Here is a 25,050-nt window from a genome sequence, read left to right as displayed (position 1 = left end):
GTCCGTCCGGGCGTCCAGCGACCCCGCCGCCGTCCCGGCGGCTTGGCCGGCCTTCCGCCACCGGGCGTCCGGCGGTGCGGCGGTGCGGTCGGGGCGGTCGGCGGGCACGGCCTCCTCGTGCGTGGCGGAGTCGTCGGTCCGCCAGCCGGCCCGGCCCCGGCTGACCCGGTCCAGGGCGGCGATCGCCGCCGGGACCGGGAGGAGCTCGGCGGGGGCGGCGGTGAGCGTGGGCACCAGCCCCACGCGCCGCGTGGCCGGCGCCACCCGTGACAGAACGGCCGACGCGTCGAATCCGGGCCGGGCGAAGGCCTCGTCCAGCGTGACGAAGTCGAGGCCGCCGCGCTCGGCGAGCCGCGCCAGCTCGGCGTACGGGCCGACGTCGTGGCCCTCGGGCCGGTCGACGGCGGCGGCCAGGTGCAGCAGGCCCCGGCCGGGCGATGAGGTCATGGGGATGAACCCTTTCTGTGGCGCGTCGGAGGGAGACCGGTTCACCCGACGGCGTCGGCGCCGAGGTCCCGCAGGAACACCAGGGCGGCCCGCGCGGTGGCGTCGTTCTGCCGGAACGCGGGACCGCCCGTGCGTGGCCGGGTGAACGCGCCCGGCGTGCGTCCGTCGGTGTGCGGCCCGAGCGCGAACCGCCGCGGATGGGGCCGGCCGCTCCGGTCCAGGACCCGCCCGTCCGCGTGGTCCACCCGCAGCAGCCCGTCCGCGGTCTCGCCGGCTCCGTCGGCGTGCAGGTCGCGCAGCAGCGGGTCGAGGGCGCGGCGCAGCGTCGGCTCCGGCAGCCGCGCCTCCACCAGCGCCCGCGCCTCGACCGAGGCGCCCGGCACGGTCGCGCCGGACGCCCGGAACACGCCGTCCTCGGCGCGTACGGTCATGTCGGCGCCGACGAACTTCACCACTCCCGCCCGGGACAGCGCGAGCAGTTGCCGCAGCCGGGGGCCGGGCGGCCCGGAGGCGAGGCAGCTGAAGAACCCGTGCCACCAGGAGCCGGTGCCCCCGAGCCGGACCAGTTGCCCGTAGACGGACAGCAACCCCAGGAAGACGGCCAGGTCGGCGCTGTACGCCGGGTCGTGACGGCGGCCCAGGTCGTCCTCGACGTATCCGCGCAGCGCCTCCTGCAACTCCTCGAAGGACCCGTACGTCACTCCGTCCAGCGGCCGGTCGAGCGCGGCCAGGTCGAGCCGGTCCCGCGGGTCGGGCACGGCGCAGGCCACCAGTGCCTCGCGTTCGGGCCCCTCGGCCGCGGCCGCGTACTTCTCCTCGAAGTCCGTCCAGGCGATCGCGGTCCGCTCGGCGTGGACCGTGAACAGCCGGTGGTAGTGGGCGAAACCCAGCTCCTTCTCCACCAGCGGCCACACATCCCGCCGGAAGTCGAGGCCCCCGGGCCGCGCCCGCAGGCCGTCGATCTCGGCCGGCCCCAGGAACCGGGGCAGCGGCGGCCGTTCGCCGGTCCAGTCGTAGCCGATCTTCGAGTGGTACGGCACACCGCGCCGCGAGCCGACGTACAGCACCGGCTCACGCCCCGACGGCACGTAGACGTCCCCCTCGTACCGTCCGCCGCGCCCCTCCGTGAGCAGCACCGTCAGATCGACGAAGGCCAGTCCGAAGCCGCGCACCAGGACGGGTTCACCGGCCCCGAGTGCGGACAGGTCGCTGTCGGCGGTGAAGTCCGGCGGAAGGTGGACGAGCCCGTGCTCACGGGCGTACGCGGCCAACGCCTTCTGCTCCTCGTCCGGTTCGGCGTCGAGATGGCCGAGGGCGAGGACGACGAGGTCGGCCGGGAGGGGCCGGGACCGGCCCTCCAGCCACACCTGCTGGCGCTCCTGGCGCGAACCGCTCACCCGCAGCGCCCGCCGCGGGTGGCGGTGCACGGTGATCTCCGGCGGCAGCGCGGCGACGGCCTGCTCGTGCACCCAGCGCAGATACGCGCCCTGGATCCGCCGGCCGGCGAAGACGCGCCCGTCGAGGCCGGCCCACTCGTGCAGGGTGGGCCCGGGCCGCACGGGCCCGGCCATCCGCACCGTCTCGTCGGTGAACATGGTGACGTCCTCGGCGTGCGAGTTCATCCACAGCAACGGGGACTGGGCGGCCCGCCAGATGCGCCCGGCGCCCGGTGGATGCGGGTCGACGAGATGGATGTCGAGCGCCGAACCGGCGTACAGCCCGGGGGCGTTGGCGGCGATCCGTTCGATGAGACCGGTCCCGCGCGGGCCGGCCCCGACGATCACGAGGGACGGTCTCGCCGGACGGGACGCAGGGCGGGGCGCCGAAGGTTCGGCAGGGGGCTCGGAGGGCATGCGAGGGCTCCGTGACACGGACGGGCCTTCACCACACGGCAGCAGACACGGCCGAGCCCCTCAGCAGGGCCGTGCAGCGAGAGTACGGCGGTGTTTCCCCTCACTGTCAAGGCTGTCCGAACTGTGAGCGGTGTGTCTCGGATCGGTTGACGGGTAATCGGAGACCTGTTCCACTTGGGCCATGCATCGGCAGCAGTGGCTGGTCACCCGCTCCCACATCGACTTCGGTCGAGTGTGGTCCTGTTCCTGTTGAGCGACCCCCTGCGCGCCCGCCCGGATTCCGGGGCGCCCCCTTCGCGTTCTCCCCTCGCCAGCTCCGCCTTCACCCACGCACCCTCTGCCCGGCCTCCCCTCACCCCTGCGCCGCCACCGCCCGGCGCCCGGGCACGGCCCGGGATCCGATGACCCGGTCCATCAAGGCCCCCAGCACATCCCGAACGGACCCCCGCTCCCGCGCGTCGCACTCCAGCACGGGAACGTCCGCGCCCAGTCCCAGGGCCTCCCTGACCTCGTCCGGTTCGAACCGGACGGCCCCGTCGAAGCGGTTCACGGCGAGGACGAACGGCGCGCCCTGCGCCTCGAAGTAGTCGAGAGCGGGGTAGCACTCCTCGATGCGCCGGGTGTCCGCGAGGACGACCGTTCCCAGCGCGCCCTCCACCAGGTCGTCCCACAGGAACGAGAAGCGGCCCTGCCCGGGCGTCCCGAACAGGTACAGCGCGATGGTCGGATCGAGTCTGATGCGCCCGAAGTCGAGCGCGACGGTGGTCGTCGTCTTGGACTCGACGCCGTCGAGCGAGTCGACGCCCACCGACACCTGGGTGAGCGGCGCCTCCGTGTCCAGCGGCTCGATCTCGGAGACGGCGGCGATGAAGGTGGTCTTGCCCACCCCGAGCCCTCCGCTCACGACGATCTTCACGGCGAGCGGCACGGTCTGATCAGAACGCCCGGGCATGGTCCCTGGTCCTTTCGAGCATCCGCATCCTTGGCGGAAGATACGGCCCGAAGACGCCCGCCGCTCACCGTGCGGGCGGCCGGCACGGACGATGAGCGGGCGCGCACGGCAGGTGACGGCGCGTCAGCAGGAGCAGTCGCAGGCGCAGCACTCACAGCACTCGCACGCGTCGCAGCAGTCGCAGCAGCCGCCGTCACAGTCGCCGCAGTCGTTGCACCAGCCCTCGCGCCTCTTGCGCGACCAGGGGCCCTCGAACTCGTCGGCGCAGCACGCCTTGCAGGTGCAGCACAGTCCGATCGCGACCGCGCAGCCGGCCAGGAAGCCCCGCTTCTGCGGGCGGGGCGGCTCGCCGCCATAGGGGTTGCCGTAGGGGTTGCCGGGCGGGTGCGGAGCGTTCGGATCCGCCGGGTTCTGCGGAGCGTACGGACCGGTGGGCGGCCCGAACGCGCCCTCCGCCCCGCCGGCGGCCTCCGGCGCGGGCCCGCTCTGCGGCCCGTGCGCGTGGCCGCAGGACTGCGTGTTGAAGGCCCGGTCCACCGACCGCCCCAGCTCGTGCGCGAGCAGCAGATGCGCCAGCCTGCCCTCTTCGAACTCGACGTCCCGCAGGGCGAGCCGGATGCCGTGCAGGGCGTCGTCGGCGAGCCGGCGGGCCTCGGCGCGCGGGGTGTGCGTGGCCGTCAGCGGGTTCCAGGCCCCGGCCGCCGCGTCCGCCGCCTGGTCCTCGACGGCGTCCAGCAGATGCGCCAGCCGTCCGAAGAGACGGCCGGCCTCGGCGAGCGGCGCCGCGTTGGCCGGCCGGCCCGCCAGGACCGCGGTGTGCGCGAAGGCGGCGGCGGTGGCGGTCTCGGTCGGCTCGGTGACGGTCAGCAGCGGGGTGCCCGGCCCGGCGAGCGCCTCGATGCCGATCTGCCGCTCCACGGCGTCGACGAGGACGGCGGTGTCGAACCCGACGGCGGCTCCGCCGCGTTCCCCGGCCCGCCCCCAGCTCGCCGCGACCCGGCGCGCGGCGACGGCGACCGGCCGCCGCGCCAGCACCCCGTCCCCGTCGGCGACGTGGTCACGCACCTTGGCCGAGGCGAGCACCAGCGAGACGGCGGCCGCGAGCCGCGCGCCCTCCCCCTGCGCGACCGAGGCGGTGCGCATGCCCCGCAGCGGGCACGGCCCCGCCGTGCGCCGCCACCCGCCGGCGGTGACGCGCTCGGCCTGAGCCTCCGTCAGAACCGAGATGAGCAGCCCGTCGTAGTTGGTGACGACCCGCGCGAGCTGCCCGTGATCTCCGCGCAGCGCGAGACACAGCCCGCACAGGTGGGCCATCCACTGGGTCCTGAGACTCTCTCCGAGCCGATGACTGCACGGCCTGACGATTCCGAACACGACAACCCCCGTCGTCCTTGGGACATTGAGCTGCCGCATGCTATCGACCGATTGTCATGCCGGATCGGGGGCACTCGGTTCACCCGGACGCACCGTCCGTCACCCGTCCGCCACGAAGAATCATATTTCACTCACAGTCAGCAGCCGTATGCGGTGCGACCCTTGGGAGACGCGGGCTCTCGACGTATTAGCTGTGCACCAGTACCGTCACAAACCCCCCGCGCGGCGTCTAACCACTTGGCGCGACATCCGCATCATGGACGACCATGGGGAATGCGGAAAGCAGAAAGACCGCTGTGAGAGGAGGCGTCCATGGGATCGGTGCGCAAGGCGAGTGCCTGGCTTGGCCTCGTCGACGACAACGAAGACGAGCGTTACTACGACGACGACTATTCCGAGGGGACCGACTCGCAGGACGCCTGGGTCACCGACCCGCGCGTGAAGGTGGCGGCGGACACGGCCGAGGAGAAGGGCCGCCGCATCGGCACCGTCACCCCGGACAGCTTCCGGGACGCGCGGGCGATCGGGGAGCTGTTCCGCGAGGGAGTGCCGGTCATCATGAACCTCACCGCCATGGAGGCCGGCGACGCCAAGCGAGTCGTCGACTTCGCGGCGGGGCTGATCTTCGGCCTGCGGGGTTCGATCGAGCGGGTGTCCACCCGGGTGTTCCTGCTGAGCCCCGCCAACACGGAGATCGTGAACGGGGACCCGTCCGCGCATCGGACGGACGGTTTCTTCAACCAGAGCTGAGGCAGGGCCGCTCGTCGGCCCTGCCTCGGCCCCCGGGCCGGATCAGCGGAAGGCGTCGAGTCCGGTGAGCGCCTTGCCCAGCACGAGCTGGTGCATCTCGACGGTGCCCTCGTAGGTGAGGACCGACTCGAGGTTGGTCGCGTGCCGCATGACGGGGTATTCGAGCGAGATCCCGTTGGCGCCGAGGACGGTGCGGGCGGTCCGGCAGATCTCGATCGCCTCCCGCACGTTGTTGAGCTTGCCGAAGCTGACCTGCTCGGGACGCAGGCGGCCGGCGTCCATGCGTCGCCCCAGATGGTGGGCGAGCAGAATCCCCTTGTGCAGTTCGACCGCCATGTCGGCGAGCTTGGCCTGGGTGAGCTGGAACCCCCCGATGGGCCGCCCGAACTGCTCCCGGCTCTTCGCGTACTCGACCGCGGTCTCGAAACACGACCGGGCCGCGCCCATCGCGCCCCAGACGATGCCGTAGCGCGCGTGGGACAGACAGCTGAGCGGGCCGCGCAGCCCGGTGACCTCCGGCAGGACGGCGTCGGCGGGCAACCGCACGTCGTCGAGCACGAGTTCGCTGGTCACACTGGCCCGCAGGGACCACTTGTGCTTGATCTCCGGGGCGGAGAAACCGGGGCTGCCGGTCGGCACGACGAATCCCCGGACCCCTTCCTCGGTCTGCGCCCACACCACGGCGACGCCGGCCACCGACCCGTTGGTGATCCACATCTTCCGCCCGTTGAGCACCCAGTCGGAGCCGTCCCGCTTGGCGTACGTCCGCATGCCGGCCGGATCGGATCCATGGTCGGGCTCGGTGAGCCCGAAGCACCCGATGACCTCGCCGGCGGCCATGCGGGGCAGCCACTCACGCTTCTGCTCCTCGGAGCCGAACCGGTGGACGGCGTACATGGCAAGGGATCCCTGCACGGAGACGAGCGAGCGGATCCCGGAGTCGGCGGCCTCCAGCTCCAGACAGGCGAGCCCGTACTGCACGGCACTCGCGCCCGCACACCCGTATCCGCTGAGCGACATCCCGAGCGCCCCGATCCCGCCGAGCTCCCGGGCGAGCTCCCGGATGACCGGCAGCTCCCCGCTCTCGTACCACTCGGCGACATACGGCAGCACCCGGTCGGCGGCCCAGCCGCGCACGGTGTCACGGATCGCGAGATCCTCCGCGTCCAGCAGGTCGTCGATCCCGAGCGGGTCGGCGGGGTCGAACGGGGGCAACTTCGAGGACGCGGACATACGACAGCCTCCGACAGAACCTTAAAACTAGCACCGCTAGTAAACTCTCCCGCCCGACCCTACGGCCCCCCACCCCACACGTCCAGTGGCCCCCACGGGCACCGTCCACCGCTCCCCCGACCGCCACGGGCGGTGCGCGGGCGGGTGAGGGGCGGCGCGTGGGCGGGGTGGGCGGTGCGTGGCGGGCGGGCGGCGCGTGGACTGCGGGCGAAGGTCAGGCCGAGACGCGGGACTCCACGACCTCGCGGGGTGCGGGAAGCCCCACGCCCGCCGAAGACGCCTCGCACTGCATGACCCGCGGCAACCGCAACGCCATCACCGCGCCCAGCATCAACAACCCCGCACTCACCAGCAGCGTGACATGCAGCCCGTGCACGAAGCTGTCCTTCGCGACCCGCCGCAGCGCCACCCCGGCCGGCCCGCCCAACTGCCCGGCCACCTCATAGGCCTCGCCCAGCGAATGCCCCGCGGCCGCCGACGCCGACGCCGGCACCCCGGGCACGGAGGACAGCCCGGGAGCGTAAGCGGCGTTCATCACGCTCCCCAGGAGCGCGATCCCGATCCCCGCCCCCAGCTGGTACGACGTCTCCCCGATCGCCGCCGCCCCACCCGCCTGCTCCTGCGGGGCCTCGCTCAGCATCGACTCGTACGCCGCGAACAACGTCGTCTCGAGCCCGAATCCGAGCAGCAGGAACCCGAACAGCAGCAACCCCGTGTTGTCCGATCCGCCCATCGCGGTCAGCACCAGGACGGCCACCGCCGTGAGCACGAACCCCCCGCACACCATCCGCCGCGGCCCGAACCCCCGCAGCAGCCGCGCCCCCGCCAGCCCCGCCGCCATCGCGGCGAAGGTCAGCGGCAGCAGTCGCAGCCCCGTCTCCAGGGGAGACAGGCCCAGCACGAGCTGCAGATACTGCGCCGCGATCAGTTCGAGTCCGACCAGCGCCAGCATGGCCAGCACGATGCATCCCACCGACGTGCTGAACGCCGGGCGCGCGAACATCCCGAGGTCCACCAGGGGGTGCGTGCGCCGCCGCTGACGTCGCACGAAGAGGACGATCAGCACCGCGCCCACCGCCAGCGGCAGCACGGTGACCGGCCCCACCTCGCCGCCGCCCAGCCGTTTCACGCCCAGCACGACGCCGAACAGTCCCACGGCCGCCATCAGCGCGCCCACCACGTCCCAGGGACCGTCCTCCGTGCCGCGCGACTCGGGCAGCAGCAGCCGTCCCACGGGCAGACTGACCAGCATCAACGGAATGTTGACGAGGAAGACCGAGCCCCACCAGAAGTGTTCGAGGAGGAAACCGCCGAGCAGCGGTCCGATCGCCGCGCCCACCGCCGCCACCGCGCTCCAGATGCCTATCGCCAGCGCCCGCTCGCGCCGGTCCGGGAACACCTGCCGCAGGATCGACAGCGTCGCGGGCATGATCATCGCGCCGCCCACCCCCAGCAGCGCCCGCGCCACGATCAGCGTCTGCGCGCTCCCGGCGAACGCCGCCAGCGCGGAGGCGACGCCGAAGAGGGCGTATCCGAGCAGCAGGATCCGTCTGCGGCCGACCTTGTCGCCGAGCGTGCCGAACAGGATCAGCAACGAGGCGCAGACCAGTGGATAGGTGTCGACGATCCAGAGCAGGTCTATCGCGCCGGGCCGCAGGTCCTCGGTGACGGCGGGCACCGCCACGTGCAGCACGGTCGCGTCGACGGCGACCAGGAGCAGGCTGACGCACAGCACCACCAGGACGACCCAGCGGTTGGCACCGGCCCCGGCCGTCCTCCGGCGCAGCCCAGCGGCGGCCGTGGTCGTCCCGGACATGCACGTACCTCCCAGGTGATCCCTCGGTCCGGCGGGCTCGCGGGGTGGGGATCCCCGCGACTCGGCCGGAGAGGAGCGGTGGTCTCCGGCCCGCGCAAACGAACACGAGTGACACGCAGCGTACGCGAGTTCGCGCCAGGGCCACGTGGCGGACATCTCACCGTTCAGAAGGACCCGTGTGGCGTATGCCACTACACACCCGGGTCCGCCGCACGCTCCACACCCGGGCCCCGCACCCGCCCCCGACCACGGCCCCTCACCCGCTCTACCCCGTCCACCGCCGTGTCCCGCATCCGCTCCCCCTGTCCGATCCACCCCGTCCGCCCCCCCTTCCGCACCCGCCTCGCGCCCCGTGGCGCACGACCGGCGCACCCCGCTCTGCGCGCCCGGGCCGCCCTCGGCGGCCCCGGGCACCTGGGCGCCCGTCGATAATCGAGCCCGTGACCGATCTCCAGACCCGTGTGACGCCCCCCGGCTCCGCGGCCCCGCGCAGGGCGGCCCCCGCCCTCCTGGGGTACGCGGCCGTGCGCGCCCTGGGCCTGCTCGGCCTCGCCCTGTGGAGCGCCGCCCGCGACAAGAGCGCGTACACGCTGCTCACCGCCCGCTGGGACGCCCTCTGGTACACCAGGGTCGCCGAGCTGGGATACGGCTACGAGGTCCGCCTGCCGAACGGCGACGTGCATTCCAATCTGGCCTTCTTCCCGCTGCTGCCCTGGCTGGAAAGGCTGCTGCACGCGGCGACCCCGCTCTCATACGCGGACGCCGGTTTCGTCGTGTCCCTGGTCGCCTCGCTCGCGGCGGCCTGGGGGATCTTCGCGGTCGCCGACCACCTCCACGGACGGCGGGCCGGGGTCTGCGCGGTTCTGGTGTGGGCCGTCCTGCCCGTCGGGATCGTGCAGTCGATGGCGTACAGCGAGTCGCTGTTCACCGCGCTGGCCGCCTGGTCGCTCTACGCGGTGCTCACGGGCCGGTGGGTGACCGCGGGGGCCCTCGCGTCGTTGTCCGGTCTGACCCGCCCGGTGGGGCTCGCGGTCGTCGCGGCGGTGTGGGCGGCCGGCCTGGCGTCCCTCCTCCGTGACCGTGCGGTCGTCCCGGAGGTCTCGATCGCGGGAACCCGCAGCACAGCGCCCGCGTCCGGCGCGCACGCCCCCGTACACGCCCCCGGCCCGTCGGCCGAAGCCCCCGCGGGGCGCGAACGAACGACCGTGGAGCCTCGATTCGCCCCGCGCGCCCTCGCCATGCTCCTCGCGCCCCTCGGCGCCGCCGCGTACGTCCTGTGGGTCGGGCACCGCACCGGCCGCGGTCCCCTCGGCTATCTCGACGTCCAGGCGGGCTGGCGCAACGGCTTCGACGGCGGCTACGCCTTCGCCCGGTTCGTCGGCGACAAGTTCACCTCGTTCCCCTCGGCCCTCGCCGGTGTCGGGCTGATCGTCGGTGTCGCCCTCCTGCTGTGGCTGTACGCGGTCTGTGTACGGCAGGGTCAGCCGCTCCCGCTGCTGGTCTACAGCGGCACGGTCCTCGCGCTCGCCCTGTGCGCGTCGAGCTACTTCGGCTCGAAGCCGCGGCTGCTGCTGCCGGCCTTCCCGCTGGTGCTGCCGCTCGCCCTGGCCCTGTCCCGGCTGCGCACGAGCAGGGCGGCGCTGGTCGTGGGGTGCGTGGCGACGGTCTCGGCCGTGTACGGGGCGTGGTGGCTGAACGGTTCCGGTCCCCCGTGAGCGACGTCCCGCTTTTCAGTGAAGCCTTTCATCATTTCCCTAAAACTATCCCTAGGAATGATCAAAGGAATTGAAGGAAGCGGCGTTCGCCGATTAGGGATTCCATGGGGATAAACAGGGTTCTGAGAGCAATCCCACATCACATCGTCATCACAAACCAGCGGATTCGGCCGGGTCCACAGCTCACTCGCTGTAACGTCGTTTAGGTGCGTACCGACCAAAACCTCACCCGTCTGGACCGGGTGTTCGCCAGGCTCGACCGTGAGCCGGAACGACCGGCCCACATCGATGTGCCGAAGATGAGCAGGCACCGGGTCGCCCTGTTGCTGGCGACCCTGGCCTTCTATCTGGCGATCGTATGGCTCGTGGTGATCACCTCGTGGCTGGTCCGCCTCGACTGGCAGGTCATGTTCTTCCGGCCGTACCAGCAGTGGCCGGAGATCCACGCCTTCCTCGACTACTACGTGGTCCTCGGCCAGCGCGGCCCGACCGCCGTGATGGTCGCCGCCTGGCTCGGCTGGAGGTCGTGGCGCCAGCACACCCTGCGCCCGCTGCTCACTCTGGGCGCCTCGCTGCTGCTGCTGAACATCACCGTGGGCGCCGCGAAGCTCGGCATGGGCCGGCTGGGACCGCACTACGCGATCACCATCGGCTCGAACGAGATGGGCCTGGGCGGCGATATATTCCCCAGCGGCCACACCGCCAACGCGGTCGTGACCTGGGGAATCCTTGCGTATCTGGCCTCCACGCCGAGGGCTCGCCGCTGGCTGTCCGCCGTCTCCGCGGTGGTCTCCCTCGGCGTCGGCCTCACCACCGTCTACCTCGGCACACACTGGCTGAGCGACGTGGTGCTCGGCTGGGCCGCCGGACTGCTGATCCTGCTGGCGCTGCCCTGGTGCGAGCCGCTGATCGCCCGCGCCGAGGTCTCGATCTTCGCGCTGCGCGACCGTCTGCGCGAGCGTCGCAGCCGGGTCGCCGCCCCCGCCCCGGCCCCGTCGCCGTCCACCCCCGTCGCGGTGCCCGTGCTCGCGCAGCTCCCCGCGGCCCAGGACGAGGCCGCCGCGCCGCACGAGCCGGCCTCCCCGGCGCGCGCGCCCCGCTCGCCCGCCTACCTGGCGCCGGGCCCGCACACGACCCGCTCCGAGCGCACCCCCGTCACCCCGGTCGGCAGCCGCCGCCCACCGCACTCCGACCGCCTGCCGCGCGGCGCCGCGGCCTCGGCCCGCCCCCTGGCCGGCGGCTGAACCAGGCGAAGGCCCCCGCATCGCGGCGGAACCCCGGTACGCATCCCCGGTCCCGCACCGCCGAAGGCCCCGGTTCCCCTTTCAGGGACCGGGGCCTTCGCCGTTTCCGCGGGCCGGGGCCTTCGCCGTGCTCATGGCGCTGATGCGCCCCACGCGGGCCCGTGGTGGCCCCCGCTCGCCTCCGGCCGCGCGCCGTGCTCGTAGCGGTGCCGTACGCGTACGCGCCCCGGCGGGCCGTCTCAGCCCTTCCAGGCGCGGGTGACGCGGCCGTCCCGCACCTCGAGGTTCAGCCGCCCGAAGCGGTACTCCATGGTGACGATCGTCCCGGGTGCCAGCGAGCGCACCGTCGACCACCCCCGTTCGCGTGCGAGCCGCTCGGCCTGTGCGGTTTCCAGGCCGACGTAGCCGTCCGGACTGTCCTGGGGCTCCGTCGGCGGAGTGGTATTCGGTGCCATACCTCCACGCTAGGCCCCGACGCATCCCAGGAACACCGAACCGGAGATGCGGAACCCCCCGGTCACACTTCTGTCACAGGATCCCGACATGCGTTTCAACCGCCGTTCGGCCATCCGTGCACAGCGGACCGTCACACGTACGAGCGGTTTCGGAGGCCTTCCCCGCATATTCGAACGCAATTCGCCGCACCTGTCCGAGTGCCGCCGATAACCCGTCGGAAAGAGGTCGGTGAAGCGCCTCCGGAGGCCATTTCATTTCGTTTTCGGCCCATCGCCCGGAAGCTGACGGCACATAGGAAATACACGACCCCTCCACACGTCCTCCCAACGGACGCGGCGGCCCCGGCCGGTCGTCTCACCGGCTGGGGCCGCCGTGTCACGGAGCGGGGACGGGTCAGAGCGTGAGGCGCTGCCCGGGGACGATCAGGTCGGGGTCGCCGCCGATGACGGCCTGGTTGCCGGCGTAGACCCGCTGCCAGGTCATCCCGTTGCGGGCCGCGATGGTGCTCAGGGTGTCGCCCTGGCGGACGGTGTAGTCGCCGCGGGACGTGCCGCGCGAGGCCTGGCCCGTCGCGCGCTCCGGCGCCACGGAGGACCGCGTCCTCGACGACCCGGACTCGGACGTCGCGGAGCCGGACCCGGCGGAGTTCGTGGACCTCGCGTACTTCGAGCCGTTCGAGGAGGCGGAGCCCGACTTCGAGGAGCTCGACCCGGCCGAGCCGGACTCGTCGGAGGAGTACCCGCCGGCCCCCGGTGCGCTGCCGGCCGCTCCCGCCCGCGCCGAACAGGTCGGCCACGCGCCCCACCCCTGGGAGTTCTGCACCTTGGTGGCCACGGAGATCTGCTGTGCCTTACTGGCCTTGTCGGCGGTCGACGCGTAGGCGGCCCCGCCGTACGCGCGCCAGGTACCGGCGGAGAACTGCAGCCCGCCGTAGTAACCGTTGCCGGTGTTGATGTGCCAGTTGCCGCCGCTCTCGCACTGGGCGATGCGGTCCCACACCCCGCTGTCGGCCGCCACCGCGTCGCTGGTGGCGGAGAGCAGTCCGAGGGGAGCGAGAAGAACCGCCCCGGCGAGGACCGCCGTCTTGCGCGACGATTTGCGGATGTGGTGATCGGCACATTCGGACATGTAGATCCCTCTCTACGTACCCGGGCTCCCCCTGACCGGAGCGCGGCGGCCGCGCAGGGACGCGGTCGGCGCACTCCGCCCCGTCCGTCGGCGGTGGTGCTGCGCGCTGTCTGGCTCTGCGCGGCCGGCGGACGTTCCCGAGCGGTGCTCGTTGCACACGGCGGAGCAATCTAGGGAACCTGACGCCCCGTTATCAACCAACACGCCGTTCCCGCAGGCCAGTTGGCAGTTACCTTAGGTAGCGGCGAATTCCGGCCACCCAGTTCATTCCTACTTTTCATGATTTGTCGAGCAAGGAAGCACTCACCCTGTGAGCCAGGTCACCGACCCAACTGTCGTGACCTCCCCGTTACTTGACATGAAGTGATCGATTCCGCACACAGAGTCATCGCCGACGCAGGTCGGTTCGATTCCGTTCGCTCTGCAGCGTGACTCCCGCCACAGATCGCCCGTTGTCATCTTCATGAGCCGGGGCCCACCCGGACCACGAGCCGGAGTCACCCGGCCTCGCCCACGCACCGCATCCGAGGGAGCCCCCGTGCCGCGCATGCTCGACGTCAGCGACGAGGTACGCGCCGAGATCGGCGACGAAGAAGCCGACCGGCTGCTCGCCGGAGACAACGCCCCGGGCAGTTACGACTGCACGTCCTGCCGCACCCCGGGCGACTCCGACAACGAGCACACCAGCACCGTCCTGTTCATCGGTGACGAGACCGCCGTCCTCGCCTTCGCCCACGCCACCTGCCTGCCCTCCCAGGTCGTCCAGGTGACCGAGGAGCAGTTGCAGGGCGCGGTGCGCTCCATCAGCGGCGACACCGTCGACCTGGACCCCGACAAGGTCGTGCCCGAGCAGGCGGTGCTCGGCGTGACGAGCGGACTCGTCCTGATCGCCGGGGAGTTGCACCCCGCCCTGGTCGTGGAGCCGACCGCGCCCATCGTGCGGCCCGGCACGACCGGCGCCGGCGACGACTTCCTGCCGCTCCTCATCGAGCAGGGCTTCATGCCGCTGAGCGAACTGACCGAGGTGCCGCCGGTGCAGCACGGCTGGTCCGTGCTGCTGGCGATGGGGCAGCTGCACGCCGTGCTGCAGCCGTCGTCCACCGGCGGCCAGCCGATCGCCTGGTGGCAGGCGCACCAGCCGCTGCAGGTGACGGAGGGATGGCGGGCCGCGGCCAACAAGCACCAGCAGGTGCTGATGTTCGCGGCGCCGGTGGGCTCCATCGGACGCCAGCCCCGGGAGGACCTCCTGCGGGACGCGCTGGACAAGGCCGCCGCGAACGGGCACCTGGTCGGCGCGGCCCTCCCCCTCGCGGGGACCTGAGTCCGCCTCGGGCGGGGGCCGGGGTCCGTACGGCGCGGCGCGGCCGCCGCCGGCCCACGGCCCCGCGTCCGCCGCAGACGCCCGCTGTGCCGCATCCCTTCCCGTGTCGCGTCGTTTGGACATACGTGCACACCTACGACGTTCCCCGCCGCCCGTCCTACCCGTCGATCCCGTCCGCGCGACCGGCTCAGGACTCCCAGGGCGGCCCTTCGGCCACGCCGATCTACGACGCGCTCTACGCGGAGTACGTCAAGACGTTCCGTTCGCTGCCGGGCGACCGCAGCGGGGAGGACGATCTGGGGTTCACCGCCTTCGGGAACATCCCGTACCACACGGGCTCGTACGCGGCGCCGCGCCCGGGGTCGTTCAGCAGCTCGTACAGCGCCTACAGCGCCGGGGCGCAGAGCGCCCGGCACGGGACGGGGCAGCAGTCCCAGTGGCAGCGGGTCGGGCAGATCGGTCAGCAGCAGCCCGCGCCCGCCACGATGCACCACGTCCCGGCGGCGCTTCCGCCGGCCCCCCGCAGAACCTTCTGAGCGGATCCCGAGGCGGATCCCCGGATGGATCCCGACACGGATCCCGAGACGGATACGCAGACGGCTGGAGGGCGGCGCCCGCGATGGGCGCCGCCCTCCAGCCGTGTCGTCACTTCTTCTTGCTGCCGCGCTTCTCGCGCACCCGGACCGAGATGTGGATCGGCGTGCCCTCGAAGCCGAACTCCTCGCGCAGCCGGCGCTCGATGAAGCGCCGGTACCCCGCCTCGATGAACCCGGAGGCGAAGAACACGAACCGCGGGGGCTTGGTGCCGGCCTGGGTGCCGAACAGGATGCGCGGCTGCTTGCCGCCCCGGACCGGGTGCGGGTGGGCCGCGACCAGCTCGCCGAGGAAGGCGTTCAGACGGCCCGTCGGGACACGGGTCTCCCAGCCTGCCAGGGCGGCCTCGATCGCCGGTACCAGCTTCTCCATGTGCCGCCCGGTGCGCGCCGAGACGTTCACCCGCGGCGCCCACGCCACCTGCGCGAACTCGGTCTCGATCTCCCGCTCCAGGTAGTAGCGCCGCTCCTCGTCGAGGGTGTCCCACTTGTTGTAGGCGATGACGAGCGCGCGCCCGGCGTCCACGGCCATCGTCACGATGCGCTGGTCCTGCACCGAGATCGACTCGGAGGCGTCGATCAGGATGACCGCCACCTCGGCCTTCTCCACGGCCGCCGCAGTGCGCAGCGAGGCGTAGTAGTCGGCGCCCTGCTGCAGGTGGACGCGCTTGCGGATGCCCGCCGTGTCGACGAACTTCCAGGTGACGCCGCCGAGTTCGATCAGCTCGTCGACCGGGTCGCGGGTGGTGCCCGCGATCTCGTTGACGACGACGCGCTCCTCGTTGGCCACCTTGTTCAGCAGCGACGACTTGCCGACGTTCGGACGGCCGATCAGCGCGATGCGGCGCGGGCCGCCCACCGCGGCGCCGAAGGTCTGCGCGGGAGCCTCCGGCAGGGCCTCCAGGACGGCGTCCAGCATGTCGCCGGTGCCTCGGCCGTGCAGTGCGGAGATCGGGTGCGGCTCACCGAGGCCGAGGGACCACAGGTAGGCCGCGTCGGCCTCCGCGCTCGGGCCGTCGACCTTGTTGGCGGCCAGCACGACGGGCTTGCCCGCCTTGCGCAGCAGCCGGACGACCGCCTCGTCGGTGTCGGTCGCGCCGACCTTGGCGTCGACGACGAAGACGACGGCGTCGGCCGCCTCGATCGCGTACTCGGCCTGGGCGGCCACCGAGGCGTCGATGCCGAGGACGTCCTGCTCCCAGCCGCCGGTGTCGACGAGCTTGAAGCGGCGGCCCGACCATTCGGCCTCGTAGGTCACGCGGTCGCGGGTCACGCCCGGCTTGTCCTCGACGACCGCCTCGCGGCGGCCGATGATCCGGTTCACCAGGGTCGACTTGCCGACATTGGGCCGGCCGACGACGGCGAGCACGGGGAGCGGCCCGTGACCGGCCTCCTCGATGGCGCCCTCGACGTCCTCGATGTCGAAGCCCTCGACCGCGGCGAGCTCCATGAACTCCGCGTACTCGGCGTCGCCGAGCGCCCCGTGGTCGTGCTCGAAGGAGTCCGAGCCGTCGGGCTGGATGTGGTCGTTCATGAAGTCCGTACCTCGTCGTTCATTCGTGGTGATCGGTGGAGCACCCGTTCTGTCCGGGTTGATCCACTACTCGGTTATTCAGTGTCGCTCAGCGTCCCGTCAGGCGCCTGGCGTTTTCCAGGTGCGCGGCGAGCTGCTTCTGGATGCGTTCGGTGGCCTCGTCCAGCGCCTTGCGGGTGCGCCGTCCGCTGCCGTCGCCCGCCTCGAACGCGTCTCCGAAGACGACGTCGACGCGGGAGCGCAGCGGGGGCAGCGCCTTGACCAACCGTCCGCGGCGCTCCGTGCTTCCCAGCACGGCGACGGGCACGATCGGCGCCCCGCCGCGCACGGCGAAGTAGGCGAGCCCGGCGCGCAGGGCGGCGAAGTCGCCCTCGCCCCGGGTGCCCTCCGGGAAGATCCCGAGGACCCCGCCGTTGTCCAGCACGCCCAGCGCGCGGGTGATGGCCGTGCGGTCGSTGGTGTCCCGGTCGACCTTGAGCTGGCCGATGCCGGTCAGGAAGGGGTCCAGCGGGCCGATGAACGCTTCCTTCTTGATCAGGAAGTGCGTCGGCCGGGGCGCCACGCCCATCACCATCGGGCCGTCGATGTTGTGCGAGTGGTTGATCGCGAAGATCAGCGGGCCGCTCGCCGGCACCTTCCAGGCGCCCAGCACGCGCGGCCTGAACAGCCCGTACATCAGGCCGACGCCGATACGTCGCCCGACCTCGGCGCCCCGCTCCGAGGGCACGGTCGTCGTCGAGGTCACCGGGCGGCCCGCTTCTCCTCGACGAGGGTGACGACGCACTCGATGACCTGGGTCAGCGTCAGGGCGGTGGTGTCCACCTCGACGGCGTCGTCCGCCTTGGCGAGCGGGGAGGTCTTGCGGGAGGAGTCGGCGGCGTCGCGCTTGATCAGCGCCTCACGGGTGCTGTGCACGTCCGCGCCCTTCAGCTCGCCGCTGCGGCGGGCGGCGCGGGCCTCGGGGGACGCCGTGAGGAAGATCTTCAGGTCGGCGTCGGGCAGCACGGTCGTGCCGATGTCCCGCCCCTCCACGACGATGCCCTGCTCCGCGTCGGCGGCCAGCGAGCGCTGCAGTTCGGTGATCCGGGCCCGCACCTCGGGCACGGCGCTCACCGCGCTGACCTTGGAGGTGACCTCCGGAGTGCGGATCGGGCCGGCCACGTCGACGCCGTCCACCGTGATCGTCGGGTGGGCGGGGTCGGTGCCGGAGACGATCTCGGGCTTGCCCGCGACGGCCGCGATCGCGGTCGGGTCCTCGATGTCGATCCCGTTGTTCACCATCCACCAGGTGATCGCCCGGTACTGGGCGCCGGTGTCCAGGTAGCTCAGCCCGAGCCGGCCGGCCACGGCCTTGGACGTGCTCGACTTGCCGGTGCCGGACGGACCGTCGATGGCGACGATCACGGGCTGGGCGGCGCCGTTTTCCACGGGGGGACACCTTCCTGGTGCGAGGCGGTGGAGGTACGGGGCGCGACTGTGCCCCGTACAAGGTTACCGGCCGCACGTCACTCGTCCGGCCGCACGGGGGCCGCCCGGCCGGCCTCGGCCCTCCGTCGGCGCCGTCCGGCCCCTCTCCGGCGGCCGCGCCGGGCCTCCTCGGCGGCCGGATCGGCGCCCCGAAGCGGCGTCCCCCGGCGTCGGGCGTCACTGACGGATGGCCCAGCCCCGCTCCCGCAACGCGGCCGAGAGGACCGGCGCCGACTTCGGCTCGACCATCAGCTGCACCAGGCCGGCCTGCTGTCCCGTCGCGTGCTCGATGCGGACGTCCTCGACGTTGACGCCCGCCTGCCCGGCGTCGGCGAAGATCCGGGCGAGCTGCCCCGGCTGGTCGTCGATCAGCACCGCGACGACCTCGTAGGCCCGCGGAGCCGCCCCGTGCTTGCCGGGGACACGGACCTGGCCCGCGTTGCCGCGGCGCAGGACGTCCTCGACGCCGCCGGCCCCCTCGCGCCGCTTGGCGTCGTCGGAGGACTGCAGGGCGCGCAGGGCCTGGACGGTCTCCTCCAGGTCGGCGGCGACCTCGGTGAGCAGGTCGGCGACCGGTCCGGGGTTGGCGGACAGGATGTCGATCCACATCCGTGGGTCGGAGGCGGCGATCCGGGTGACGTCCCGGATGCCCTGTCCGCACAGCCGTACCGCGGCCTCCTCGGCGTGCTCCAGGCGCGCGGCGACCATGCTGGAGACCAGATGGGGCATGTGGGAGACGAGCGCCACGGCGCGGTCGTGGGCGTCGGCGTCCATGACCACCGGGACGGCCCGGCAGTGCGAGACCAGCTCGAGTGCGAGGTTCAGCACCTCGGTGTCGGTGTCCCGGGTCGGCGTCAGCACCCAGGGGCGGCCCTCGAAGAGGTCGCCGGTGGCGGCCAGCGGCCCCGACTTCTCCCGGCCCGACATGGGGTGCGTGCCGATGTACGCCGTCAGGTCGAGGCCGAGCGCCTGCAGCTCGCGGCGCGGCCCGCCCTTGACGCTGGCCACGTCGAGGTATCCGCGGGCCGCTCCCCGGCGCATCGCGTCGGCGAGCACGCCGGCCACGTGGGCGGGCGGGGCGGCGATGATCGCGAGGTCGACCGGGCCCTCGGGCTCCTCGTCGGAGCCGGCGCCCAGCGCGGCCGCGGTGCGGGCCTGCTCACGGTCGTGGTCGGCGAGGTGGACGGTGACGCCCCGCTGGACCAGGGCCAGGGCGGCGGACGTGCCGATCAGCCCGGTTCCGATGACGAGCGCGGTCCTCACTGGGCGATGTCCTTGCGCAGGGCGGCCGCGGCGCCGAGGTAGACGTGGCTGATCTCGGCGCGCGGTCGGTCGGACTCGACGTGCGCGAGGATGCGCACGACCCGTGGCATGGCGCCCTCGATGTCCAGCTCCTGGGCGCAGATCAGCGGTACGTCGACGATGCCGAGCTTGCGGGCCGCGGCCGCCGGGAAGTCGCTGTGCAGGTCGGGCGTGGCCGTGAACCAGATGCTGATCAGGTCGTCGGCGCCGAGCGAGTTGCGCTCCAGCACGGCGGTGAGCAGAGCCCCCACCTGCTCGTCCATGTGGCCGGCCTCGTCCCGCTCGAGTTGGACGGCTCCCCGGACCGCTCGTACCGCCACGGCGCTGCTCCTCGCTGAAGTGTGCTGATGCGCTGATGCGCTGGTGTACCGATGTGCTGATGCGTCGAGGTACCGGTGTGCCGGTATGCCGATGGGCTGGGCTACGACGCTTGACGCATCCAGCCTAGTCAGCCCGTGGCGGTCCGGTGCGCGCCGCCCGCGTGCCGAGACGGCGACGCCCCCGTACGCCCTTTACGAAGGGTGCGGCCTGCGCTGTCATGACACTCTGACGGCAGGACACCCGCATCGGGGAAGGCCCGACATGAAGCGTCCAGGACCCCTGCTCACCCTTCTCGCGGGACTGGTGCTCGGCCTGTCCCTGCTGGCGCTCGACGCGACGACGAGCACGAAGTCCCCCACCTCCCCGTACCGGGACCGTTCGCCGGGTCCGGCTCCCGTCCGGAGCCCGGTCTCCCCGGCTCCCGGCCCGGCGGCCACCCCCTCCCGCGCCCCGGACGGCGACTACGCAGGACGCACCGACGACGGCGCGGCGGCGATCGCGGTCTCCGTTCGCGACGGCAGGGCGCTCGCGTACTTCTGCGACGGCCGCACCCAGGAGGCCTGGCTCAAGGGCGACGTGAACGACGACGGCGCCCTGCGCCTCACCGGCCGGCACGGCGCGCGGCTCGCGGCCACGCTGCGGGACGGCGCGCGGATCGAGGGCACGGTCGGCGTCGGCGGCAGGCCCCGTGCCTTCACCGCGGACCGGGCGAAGAAGCCGTCCGGACCGTGGCGGGCGACGGCCACCGTGCGCTCCGCGAAGATCGACGGCGGCTGGATCGTCCTGCGGGACGGCAGCCAGGTCGGCGTCCTCACCCGCGACGACAAGCCCTCCCCCGCTCCCCGCATCGACCCGCACACCGGCGCGGTGACGGTCGACGGGCAGCGTCTCACGGCCCGCCCCGCCACCCCCTGACCCCCGTACGAGCAGGGAGCCCTCATGACCGTCGACCCGAACGCCGCCACCCGCGGCTTCCCCGAGCCCGCGGGGCGCGGCCCGCGTCCGGCCCGCTATCTGGTCCCGGCGTTCGTCGCGGGGGCCGTGGCGGTCGGCCTGGGCGTGTACGGCAAGGTGCACGACCCGGCCGGGACGGCCTTCGACCTGGCCGGCTTCAGCAGCACGGGCGCGGTGAAGGCCTGGATGGCGTCGGCCGCGATGTTCTTCGCCCTGGTCCAGCTCGTCTCGGCGCTGATGCTGTACGGGAAGCTGCCCGGCCCCGCCTGGTCCGCCGCGCTGCACCGCTGGTCGGGCCGCGCCGCCTTCCTGATCGCGGTCCCGGTTGCGGTGCACTGCCTGTACGCGCTTGGGTATCAGACGTACGAAACACGCGTGATGTGGCACTCCGTCCTGGGTTGCTTCTTCTTCGGGGCATTCAGTGCCAAGATGCTGCTGCTCCGCTGGGAGCGGCTCCCGGGATGGCTGCTGCCGATCGTCGGCGGACTCGTCCTCGCCGTACTGACGGTGATCTGGCTCACCTCCGCCCTCTGGTTCTTCCGCACCTTCGGAGTGACGACATGACCCTCCCCGCGACACGACGCACCGTTCTCCTGGCGACGGGCGGCGCGGCAGCGGCGCTCACGGCGGCCTGCAGCAAGTACGGCGACAACGGCTCGTCGTCGTCCGACAAGTCGTCGAACGCCGCCGCCGGCCAGGAACTGACGAAGACGGCCGACATCCCCGTCGGCGGCGGCAAGATCTTCGCCGACGAGAAGGTCGTCGTCACCCAGCCGACGAAGGGCGACTTCAAGGCGTTCTCCGCGGTCTGCACACACCAGGGCTGCACGGTCTCCGACATCTCCGACGGGATCATCCACTGCCCCTGCCATCAGAGCGAGTTCCGGATCACGGACGGATCAGTGGCCGGCGGCCCGGCGCCCCGACCGCTGCCCGCCGAGAAGATCACGGTGGCGCGCGGCTCGATCAGCCTGGCCTGAGCGCCTGCCGGGTCACCGGCTCACTGGTCCCACAGCGCCCCGAGCGTCATCAGCTCGCTCTGGTACTCGATCCGGTCGGCCCACTCCGTCGGCCAGGCGTCGGCTCCGGCGTACGCGCCCGCGAAGGCGCCCGCCAGGCAGGCGATGGAGTCGGAGTCCCCGGACGAGCAGGCGGCCCGGCGCAGCACGGTCATCGGCTCGTCGGGGAAGAGCAGGAAGCACAGCAGGCCGGCGGCCATGGCCTCCTCGGCGATCCATCCCTCGCCGGCCGCCAGACAGGGGTCGGCCTCGGGCGACGGGTCGCGCAGCGTCTCCTGGAGGCGCTCCAGCACGCCCAGGCACTCGTCCCAACCGCGCGCGATGAAGTGCTCCGGGGTGGGGTCCTGGCTGCGGGTCCACAGGTCGCCGAGCCAGCGGTGGTGGTAGCGGGAGCGGTTGTCGAGGGCGTACGAGCGCAGCAGTCCGACCAGGGAGGCCGGTTCGGCGCCCTGGACGAGCACGCGTACGGCGTGGGCGGTGAGGTCGGAGGCGGCGAGCGCGGTGGGGTGCCCGTGGGTGAGGGCGGACTGGAGCTGTGCGGCGCCGGCCCGCTGCTCGTCGCTGAGGCCGGGGACCAGGCCGATCGGGGCGACGCGCATGTTGGCGCCGCAGCCCTTGGAGCCGATCTGACTGGCGTCCTGCCACAGGCGCTTGTCGTCCTTGAGGAGGTTGCAGGCGGTCAGGCAGGTCCGGCCCGGGGCGCGGTTGTTGTCGGGTGACTGGTACCAGTCCACGAACTCCTCGCGCAGCGGCCGCGCCAGCGACGTCGGCACGAGGAGCCCGCGGTCCATGGCGGTCCGCAGGGCGCGCCCCACCGCGAGGGTCATCTGCGTGTCGTCGGAGACGAAGGCGCGCTTCGGCAGTTCCATCTCCCGCCACGGCCCGCACTCGGCGAGGATCGAGGGGACGTCGTTGAACTCGGTCGGAAATCCGAGCGCGTCCCCCAGCGCGAGTCCCAGCAGGGACCCGGTGGCGCGCTTCCTCACGGTGGTCGAGGTGGTCATGCGGAACGTCCTTCCCGGGGCGGTCGCAGCAGGGGCGGGTGGAGTGCGGTGGCGGCGCCCGCGCGGTAGAGGGCGGCGGGCTTGCCCCGGCCGCCGGTCAGGCGCGCGCCGCCGGGCACGGGCTCGACGAAGCCCGGGGTGGCGAGCACCTTGCGGCGGAAGTTGGGCCGGTCGAGGCCGGTCCCCCACACGGTCTCGTAGACCTGCTGGAGCTCGCCGAGGGTGAACTCGGCCGGGCAGAAGGCGGTCGCGAGGCAGGTGTACTCGAACTTGGCGCCCACCCGGTCGTGGGCGTCGGCCAGGATCCGGTCGTGGTCGAAGGCGAGCGGCCCGACGTCGTCGTAGGGCTGCCAGCACGCCTGGACGGCGTCGCCGCCGCCGGTGGGCTCGGGGGCGTCGGGCAGCAGGGCGGCGAAGGCGACGGAGACGACCCGCATCCGGGGGTCGCGGCCGGGCTCGCTGTAGGTGCGCAGCTGCTCCAGGTGGAGGCCGGAGACGTCCTTGAGGCCGGTCTCCTCGGCGAGTTCGCGCCGGGCGGCGGTCTCCGCGGACTCGTCCGGCAGCACGAAGCCGCCGGGCAGCGCCCAGCGGCCGGCGTAGGGCTCCTGGCCCCGCTCTACGAGCAGGACGTGCAGGGCGCCCGCGCGGAGCGTGAGGACGGCGAGGTCGACGGTGACGGCGAAGGGTTCGTAGGCGTACTTGTCGTACGCGTGTCCGTCGTGGGTGTGCCCGTCGCGGTCCCGCATGACGAACACCCCCTCTTAATAGTCACCACGACTATAAAAAGGAGGTGTTCGTGCGCACAAGCCCTGCGGGGCCCGGAACTGCCTAGAGGTCGACTTCCTTCATCAGCATGCCGACCTCGGTGTTGGACAGCCGGCGCAGCCAGCCCGACTTCTGGTCGCCCAGGGTGATCGGCCCGAAGGCGACGCGCACCAGCTTGTCGACCGGGAAGCCGGCCTCGGCCAGCATCCGGCGCACGATGTGCTTGCGGCCCTCGTGCAGGGTCACCTCGACCAGGTAGTTCTTGCCGGTCTGCTCGACGACGCGGAAGTGGTCCGCCTTCGCGTAACCGTCCTCCAGCTGGATGCCGTCCTTGAGCCTCTTGCCCAGGTCGCGCGGGATCGGGCCCACGATGTGCGCGAGGTAGACCTTCTTCACGCCGTACTTGGGGTGCGTCAGCCGGTGCGCGAGCTCGCCGTGGTTGGTGAGCAGGATGACGCCCTCGGTCTCGGTGTCGAGCCGGCCCACGTGGAACAGCCGCGTCTCACGGTTGGTGACGTAGTCGCCGAGGCACTGACGGCCCTCGTTGTCCTCCATCGTGGAGACGACACCGGCCGGCTTGTTCAGCGAGAAGAACTGGTACGACTGCGTCGCGACCGTCAGGCCGTCGACCTTGACCTCGTCCTTCTCCGGGTCGACCCGCTTGCCCTGCTCCAGGACGATCTCGCCGTTGACCTCGACGCGCGCCTGCTCGATCAGCTCCTCACAGGCACGCCGGGAGCCGTAGCCCGCGCGCGCGAGGATCTTCTGCAGCCGCTCGCCCTCCTGCTCGGCGCCCGGGAAGGTCTTGGGCAGTTTGACGTCCTTCTTGCCCGCGTACCGCTCGCGGTTGCGCTCCTCGGCCCTCGCCTCGTACTCGCGTGAGGTCGCCGGGACCGAACGGCCGCGCCCGGTGCCCTGGCCCTGCTTGGGGCCGCCCTTGGCGCCGCCGCGCGCCGAGGCGCCCCGGCCGGACTTCGGGCCCTCATGGGTGCCGCCGGGGCCCACGTCGTAGCGGCGCTCCTCCGGGCGCGGGTTCTTCGGCCGGCCGCCCTGCTGGTCGTCGCGGGCGTTCCCGGCGCCGCGGTGACTACCGCGGCCGCCGCTCCCCCCACTGCGGCCACCGCTGCTCCCGCCGCGGCCGCCACTGCTCCCGCCGCGGCCGCCGCTGTTGCCACCACGGCTCCCGCCGTTGTTTCCGCTGCTGTTCCTGCCGCTGCTGCTTCGCATCAAATTTCCGTCTTGTCGTCTGCGTCCTCGGAATCCGGAGCGTCCGGATCGAACGACGGCACGCCCTCCTGGGTCTCGGCCTCGATCGCCGCCGCCTCCGGGAGGAAGGGCGCGAGCTCCGGGAGCTCGTCCAGACCTCGCAGGCCCATCCGCTCCAGAAAGTAGTTCGTCGTCACGTACAGGATCGCACCTGTTTCGGGTTCCGCGCCCGCCTCCTCCACCAGACCGCGCTGGAGCAGCGTGCGCATCACCCCGTCGCAGTTCACTCCGCGCACCGCGGAGACCCTGCTGCGGCTGACCGGCTGGCGGTAGGCGACGACCGCGAGGGTCTCCAGCGCGGCCTGGGTGAGCCGGGCCTGCTGGCCGTCCAGGACGAAGCCCTCGACGGCCGCCGCGTACTCGGGGCGGGTGTAGAAACGCCAGCCGCCCGCGACGAGCCTGAGCTCGAAGCCGCGTCGCTGCACGGTGTACTCGTCGGCCAGCTCGCGCAACGCGTCGGCGACCTGCCGCCGGGGCCGCTGGAGGATCTTCGCGAGATGCTCCTCGGTCGCGGGCTCGTCGACGACCATCAGGAC

Annotated in this window: 25 protein-coding genes; 8 read left to right on the top strand and 17 right to left on the bottom strand. The window is 72.5% G+C overall.

The window, feature by feature from the left end; translation table 11 throughout:
• The 4 genes from BG482_RS34865 to BG482_RS34850 form a co-directional block, all read right to left on the bottom strand.
• Positions 1–447: LLM class flavin-dependent oxidoreductase (locus tag BG482_RS34865; protein WP_141746690.1), on the bottom strand; the 447-nt coding region annotated here is incomplete at its 3' end.
• Between the two features lie 41 nt (positions 448–488).
• Positions 489–2,300 carry an FAD/NAD(P)-binding domain-containing protein gene (locus BG482_RS34860; RefSeq protein ID WP_079142521.1) on the bottom strand — a complete coding sequence of 604 codons (1,812 nt, stop codon included), beginning with the start codon at positions 2,298–2,300 and terminating at the stop codon, positions 489–491.
• Positions 2,301–2,652: 352 nt separating this feature from the next.
• Complete coding sequence (locus BG482_RS34855) at positions 2,653–3,252, bottom strand: ATP/GTP-binding protein (protein ID WP_069773221.1); 600 nt, start codon at positions 3,250–3,252, stop codon at positions 2,653–2,655.
• A gap of 123 nt (positions 3,253–3,375) precedes the next feature.
• Positions 3,376–4,626, bottom strand: coding sequence for a DUF5685 family protein (locus tag BG482_RS34850; RefSeq protein ID WP_079142519.1), 1,251 nt, complete (start codon positions 4,624–4,626; stop codon positions 3,376–3,378).
• Between the two features lie 312 nt (positions 4,627–4,938).
• Here BG482_RS34850 and BG482_RS34845 point away from each other — a divergent pair, with 312 nt between their 5' ends.
• Positions 4,939–5,376, top strand: a complete 438-nt coding sequence (locus BG482_RS34845; RefSeq protein WP_069773219.1) for a cell division protein SepF — start codon at positions 4,939–4,941, stop codon at positions 5,374–5,376.
• A gap of 42 nt (positions 5,377–5,418) precedes the next feature.
• Here the strand turns inward: BG482_RS34845 and BG482_RS34840 are convergent, their stop codons facing one another.
• Complete coding sequence (locus BG482_RS34840; protein ID WP_069773218.1) at positions 5,419–6,609, bottom strand: acyl-CoA dehydrogenase family protein; 1,191 nt, start codon at positions 6,607–6,609, stop codon at positions 5,419–5,421.
• Positions 6,610–6,823: 214 nt separating this feature from the next.
• Positions 6,824–8,425, bottom strand: a complete 1,602-nt coding sequence (locus tag BG482_RS34835; RefSeq protein WP_069773217.1) for an MFS transporter — start codon at positions 8,423–8,425, stop codon at positions 6,824–6,826.
• A 440-nt stretch (positions 8,426–8,865) separates the two neighbouring features.
• Between BG482_RS34835 and BG482_RS34830 the strand changes: the two genes are divergently transcribed.
• Both BG482_RS34830 and BG482_RS34825 read left to right on the top strand, forming a co-directional pair.
• Entirely contained in the window at positions 8,866–10,140 is a 1,275-nt protein-coding gene (locus BG482_RS34830; protein ID WP_069773216.1) for a mannosyltransferase family protein, read from the top strand.
• A gap of 206 nt (positions 10,141–10,346) precedes the next feature.
• Positions 10,347–11,384, top strand: a complete 1,038-nt coding sequence (locus BG482_RS34825) for a phosphatase PAP2 family protein (protein ID WP_069773215.1) — start codon at positions 10,347–10,349, stop codon at positions 11,382–11,384.
• Positions 11,385–11,623: 239 nt separating this feature from the next.
• On the opposite strand, the gene BG482_RS34820 is transcribed toward BG482_RS34825, so the two are convergent.
• Positions 11,624–11,839, bottom strand: coding sequence for an I78 family peptidase inhibitor (locus BG482_RS34820; RefSeq protein ID WP_069773214.1), 216 nt, complete (start codon positions 11,837–11,839; stop codon positions 11,624–11,626).
• Between the two features lie 394 nt (positions 11,840–12,233).
• Positions 12,234–12,968 carry a transglycosylase family protein gene (locus BG482_RS34815; protein ID WP_069773213.1) on the bottom strand — a complete coding sequence of 245 codons (735 nt, stop codon included), beginning with the start codon at positions 12,966–12,968 and terminating at the stop codon, positions 12,234–12,236.
• Between the two features lie 538 nt (positions 12,969–13,506).
• Here BG482_RS34815 and BG482_RS34810 point away from each other — a divergent pair.
• Positions 13,507–14,289: a hypothetical protein gene (locus tag BG482_RS34810; RefSeq protein ID WP_069773212.1), complete on the top strand. Its 783-nt coding sequence runs from the start codon at positions 13,507–13,509 to the stop codon at positions 14,287–14,289.
• Positions 14,290–14,414: 125 nt separating this feature from the next.
• A complete protein-coding gene (locus BG482_RS34805; RefSeq protein WP_069773211.1) occupies positions 14,415–14,825 on the top strand; it encodes a hypothetical protein in 411 nt (136 codons plus the stop codon).
• A gap of 109 nt (positions 14,826–14,934) precedes the next feature.
• On the opposite strand, the gene der is transcribed toward BG482_RS34805, so the two are convergent.
• From der to aroH, 5 genes are all read right to left on the bottom strand, one after another.
• Positions 14,935–16,416, bottom strand: a complete 1,482-nt coding sequence (der, locus tag BG482_RS34800; protein ID WP_069773210.1) for a ribosome biogenesis GTPase Der — start codon at positions 16,414–16,416, stop codon at positions 14,935–14,937.
• An 88-nt stretch (positions 16,417–16,504) separates the two neighbouring features.
• Complete coding sequence (locus BG482_RS34795) at positions 16,505–17,200, bottom strand: 1-acyl-sn-glycerol-3-phosphate acyltransferase (RefSeq protein WP_079142517.1); 696 nt, start codon at positions 17,198–17,200, stop codon at positions 16,505–16,507.
• Entirely contained in the window at positions 17,158–17,844 is a 687-nt protein-coding gene (cmk, locus tag BG482_RS34790; protein WP_069773209.1) for a (d)CMP kinase, read from the bottom strand. The genes BG482_RS34795 and cmk overlap by 43 nt, the downstream gene beginning before the upstream one ends.
• Before the next feature lie 216 nt (positions 17,845–18,060).
• The gene (locus tag BG482_RS34785; protein WP_069773208.1) at positions 18,061–19,146 is read right to left on the bottom strand and encodes a prephenate dehydrogenase; all 1,086 of its coding nucleotides are present in this window, start codon (positions 19,144–19,146) and stop codon (positions 18,061–18,063) included.
• A complete protein-coding gene (gene aroH / locus BG482_RS34780; protein ID WP_069773207.1) occupies positions 19,143–19,505 on the bottom strand; it encodes a chorismate mutase in 363 nt (120 codons plus the stop codon). The genes BG482_RS34785 and aroH overlap by 4 nt, the downstream gene beginning before the upstream one ends.
• A gap of 262 nt (positions 19,506–19,767) precedes the next feature.
• On the opposite strand from aroH, the gene BG482_RS34775 reads away from it, so the two are divergent.
• From BG482_RS34775 to BG482_RS34765, 3 genes are read left to right on the top strand one after another with little or no spacing between them, the layout of a single operon-like run.
• On the top strand, positions 19,768–20,421 hold the full coding sequence (locus BG482_RS34775; RefSeq protein ID WP_069773206.1) for a hypothetical protein: 654 nt from the start codon (positions 19,768–19,770) through the stop codon (positions 20,419–20,421).
• A 24-nt stretch (positions 20,422–20,445) separates the two neighbouring features.
• Positions 20,446–21,024 (top strand): DUF6529 family protein, encoded by a 579-nt coding sequence (locus tag BG482_RS34770; RefSeq protein WP_069773205.1) that lies wholly within the window; start codon positions 20,446–20,448, stop codon positions 21,022–21,024.
• Positions 21,021–21,440 (top strand): Rieske (2Fe-2S) protein, encoded by a 420-nt coding sequence (locus tag BG482_RS34765; protein WP_069773204.1) that lies wholly within the window; start codon positions 21,021–21,023, stop codon positions 21,438–21,440. The genes BG482_RS34770 and BG482_RS34765 overlap by 4 nt, the downstream gene beginning before the upstream one ends.
• Positions 21,441–21,460: 20 nt before the next feature.
• On the opposite strand, the gene BG482_RS34760 is transcribed toward BG482_RS34765, so the two are convergent.
• The 4 genes from BG482_RS34760 to scpB all read right to left on the bottom strand — a co-directional run bounded on the left by BG482_RS34760 (position 21,461) and on the right by scpB (position 25,044).
• Positions 21,461–22,483, bottom strand: coding sequence for an ADP-ribosylglycohydrolase family protein (locus tag BG482_RS34760; RefSeq protein WP_069773203.1), 1,023 nt, complete (start codon positions 22,481–22,483; stop codon positions 21,461–21,463).
• Positions 22,480–23,229: an NUDIX domain-containing protein gene (locus tag BG482_RS34755; protein WP_069773225.1), complete on the bottom strand. Its 750-nt coding sequence runs from the start codon at positions 23,227–23,229 to the stop codon at positions 22,480–22,482. The genes BG482_RS34760 and BG482_RS34755 overlap by 4 nt, the downstream gene beginning before the upstream one ends.
• An 82-nt stretch (positions 23,230–23,311) precedes the next feature.
• Positions 23,312–24,475 (bottom strand): pseudouridine synthase, encoded by a 1,164-nt coding sequence (locus BG482_RS34750; RefSeq protein WP_069773202.1) that lies wholly within the window; start codon positions 24,473–24,475, stop codon positions 23,312–23,314.
• The gene (scpB, locus tag BG482_RS34745; RefSeq protein ID WP_256096575.1) at positions 24,475–25,044 is read right to left on the bottom strand and encodes an SMC-Scp complex subunit ScpB; all 570 of its coding nucleotides are present in this window, start codon (positions 25,042–25,044) and stop codon (positions 24,475–24,477) included. Before scpB ends, BG482_RS34750 begins: the two co-directional genes overlap by 1 nt.
• Positions 25,045–25,050 lie beyond the last annotated feature (6 nt).

Origin of the sequence: Streptomyces sp. LUP30 (genome assembly GCF_001746365.1) — a bacterium.
Classification (GTDB): Bacteria; Actinomycetota; Actinomycetes; order Streptomycetales; family Streptomycetaceae; genus Streptomyces.
This window is presented reverse-complemented; position numbering and strand designations above follow the sequence as displayed.

Excerpts from the sequence above, each read along its gene's own strand:
- BG482_RS34860 (WP_079142521.1), bottom strand. The coding sequence starts at position 2,300 with ATGCCCTCCGAGCCCCCTGCCGAACCTTCGGCGCCCCGCCCTGCGTCC.
- BG482_RS34855 (WP_069773221.1), bottom strand. The coding sequence starts at position 3,252 with ATGCCCGGGCGTTCTGATCAGACCGTGCCGCTCGCCGTGAAGATCGTC.
- BG482_RS34845 (WP_069773219.1), top strand. The coding sequence starts at position 4,939 with ATGGGATCGGTGCGCAAGGCGAGTGCCTGGCTTGGCCTCGTCGACGAC.
- BG482_RS34840 (WP_069773218.1), bottom strand. The coding sequence starts at position 6,609 with ATGTCCGCGTCCTCGAAGTTGCCCCCGTTCGACCCCGCCGACCCGCTC.
- BG482_RS34835 (WP_069773217.1), bottom strand. The coding sequence starts at position 8,425 with ATGTCCGGGACGACCACGGCCGCCGCTGGGCTGCGCCGGAGGACGGCC.
- BG482_RS34820 (WP_069773214.1), bottom strand. The coding sequence starts at position 11,839 with ATGGCACCGAATACCACTCCGCCGACGGAGCCCCAGGACAGTCCGGAC.
- BG482_RS34815 (WP_069773213.1), bottom strand. The coding sequence starts at position 12,968 with ATGTCCGAATGTGCCGATCACCACATCCGCAAATCGTCGCGCAAGACG.
- der (WP_069773210.1), bottom strand. The coding sequence starts at position 16,416 with ATGAACGACCACATCCAGCCCGACGGCTCGGACTCCTTCGAGCACGAC.
- BG482_RS34775 (WP_069773206.1), top strand. The coding sequence starts at position 19,768 with ATGAAGCGTCCAGGACCCCTGCTCACCCTTCTCGCGGGACTGGTGCTC.
- BG482_RS34770 (WP_069773205.1), top strand. The coding sequence starts at position 20,446 with ATGACCGTCGACCCGAACGCCGCCACCCGCGGCTTCCCCGAGCCCGCG.
- BG482_RS34765 (WP_069773204.1), top strand. The coding sequence starts at position 21,021 with ATGACCCTCCCCGCGACACGACGCACCGTTCTCCTGGCGACGGGCGGC.
- BG482_RS34760 (WP_069773203.1), bottom strand. The coding sequence starts at position 22,483 with ATGACCACCTCGACCACCGTGAGGAAGCGCGCCACCGGGTCCCTGCTG.
- BG482_RS34755 (WP_069773225.1), bottom strand. The coding sequence starts at position 23,229 with ATGCGGGACCGCGACGGGCACACCCACGACGGACACGCGTACGACAAG.
- BG482_RS34750 (WP_069773202.1), bottom strand. The coding sequence starts at position 24,475 with ATGCGAAGCAGCAGCGGCAGGAACAGCAGCGGAAACAACGGCGGGAGC.
- scpB (WP_256096575.1), bottom strand. The coding sequence starts at position 25,044 with ATGGTCGTCGACGAGCCCGCGACCGAGGAGCATCTCGCGAAGATCCTC.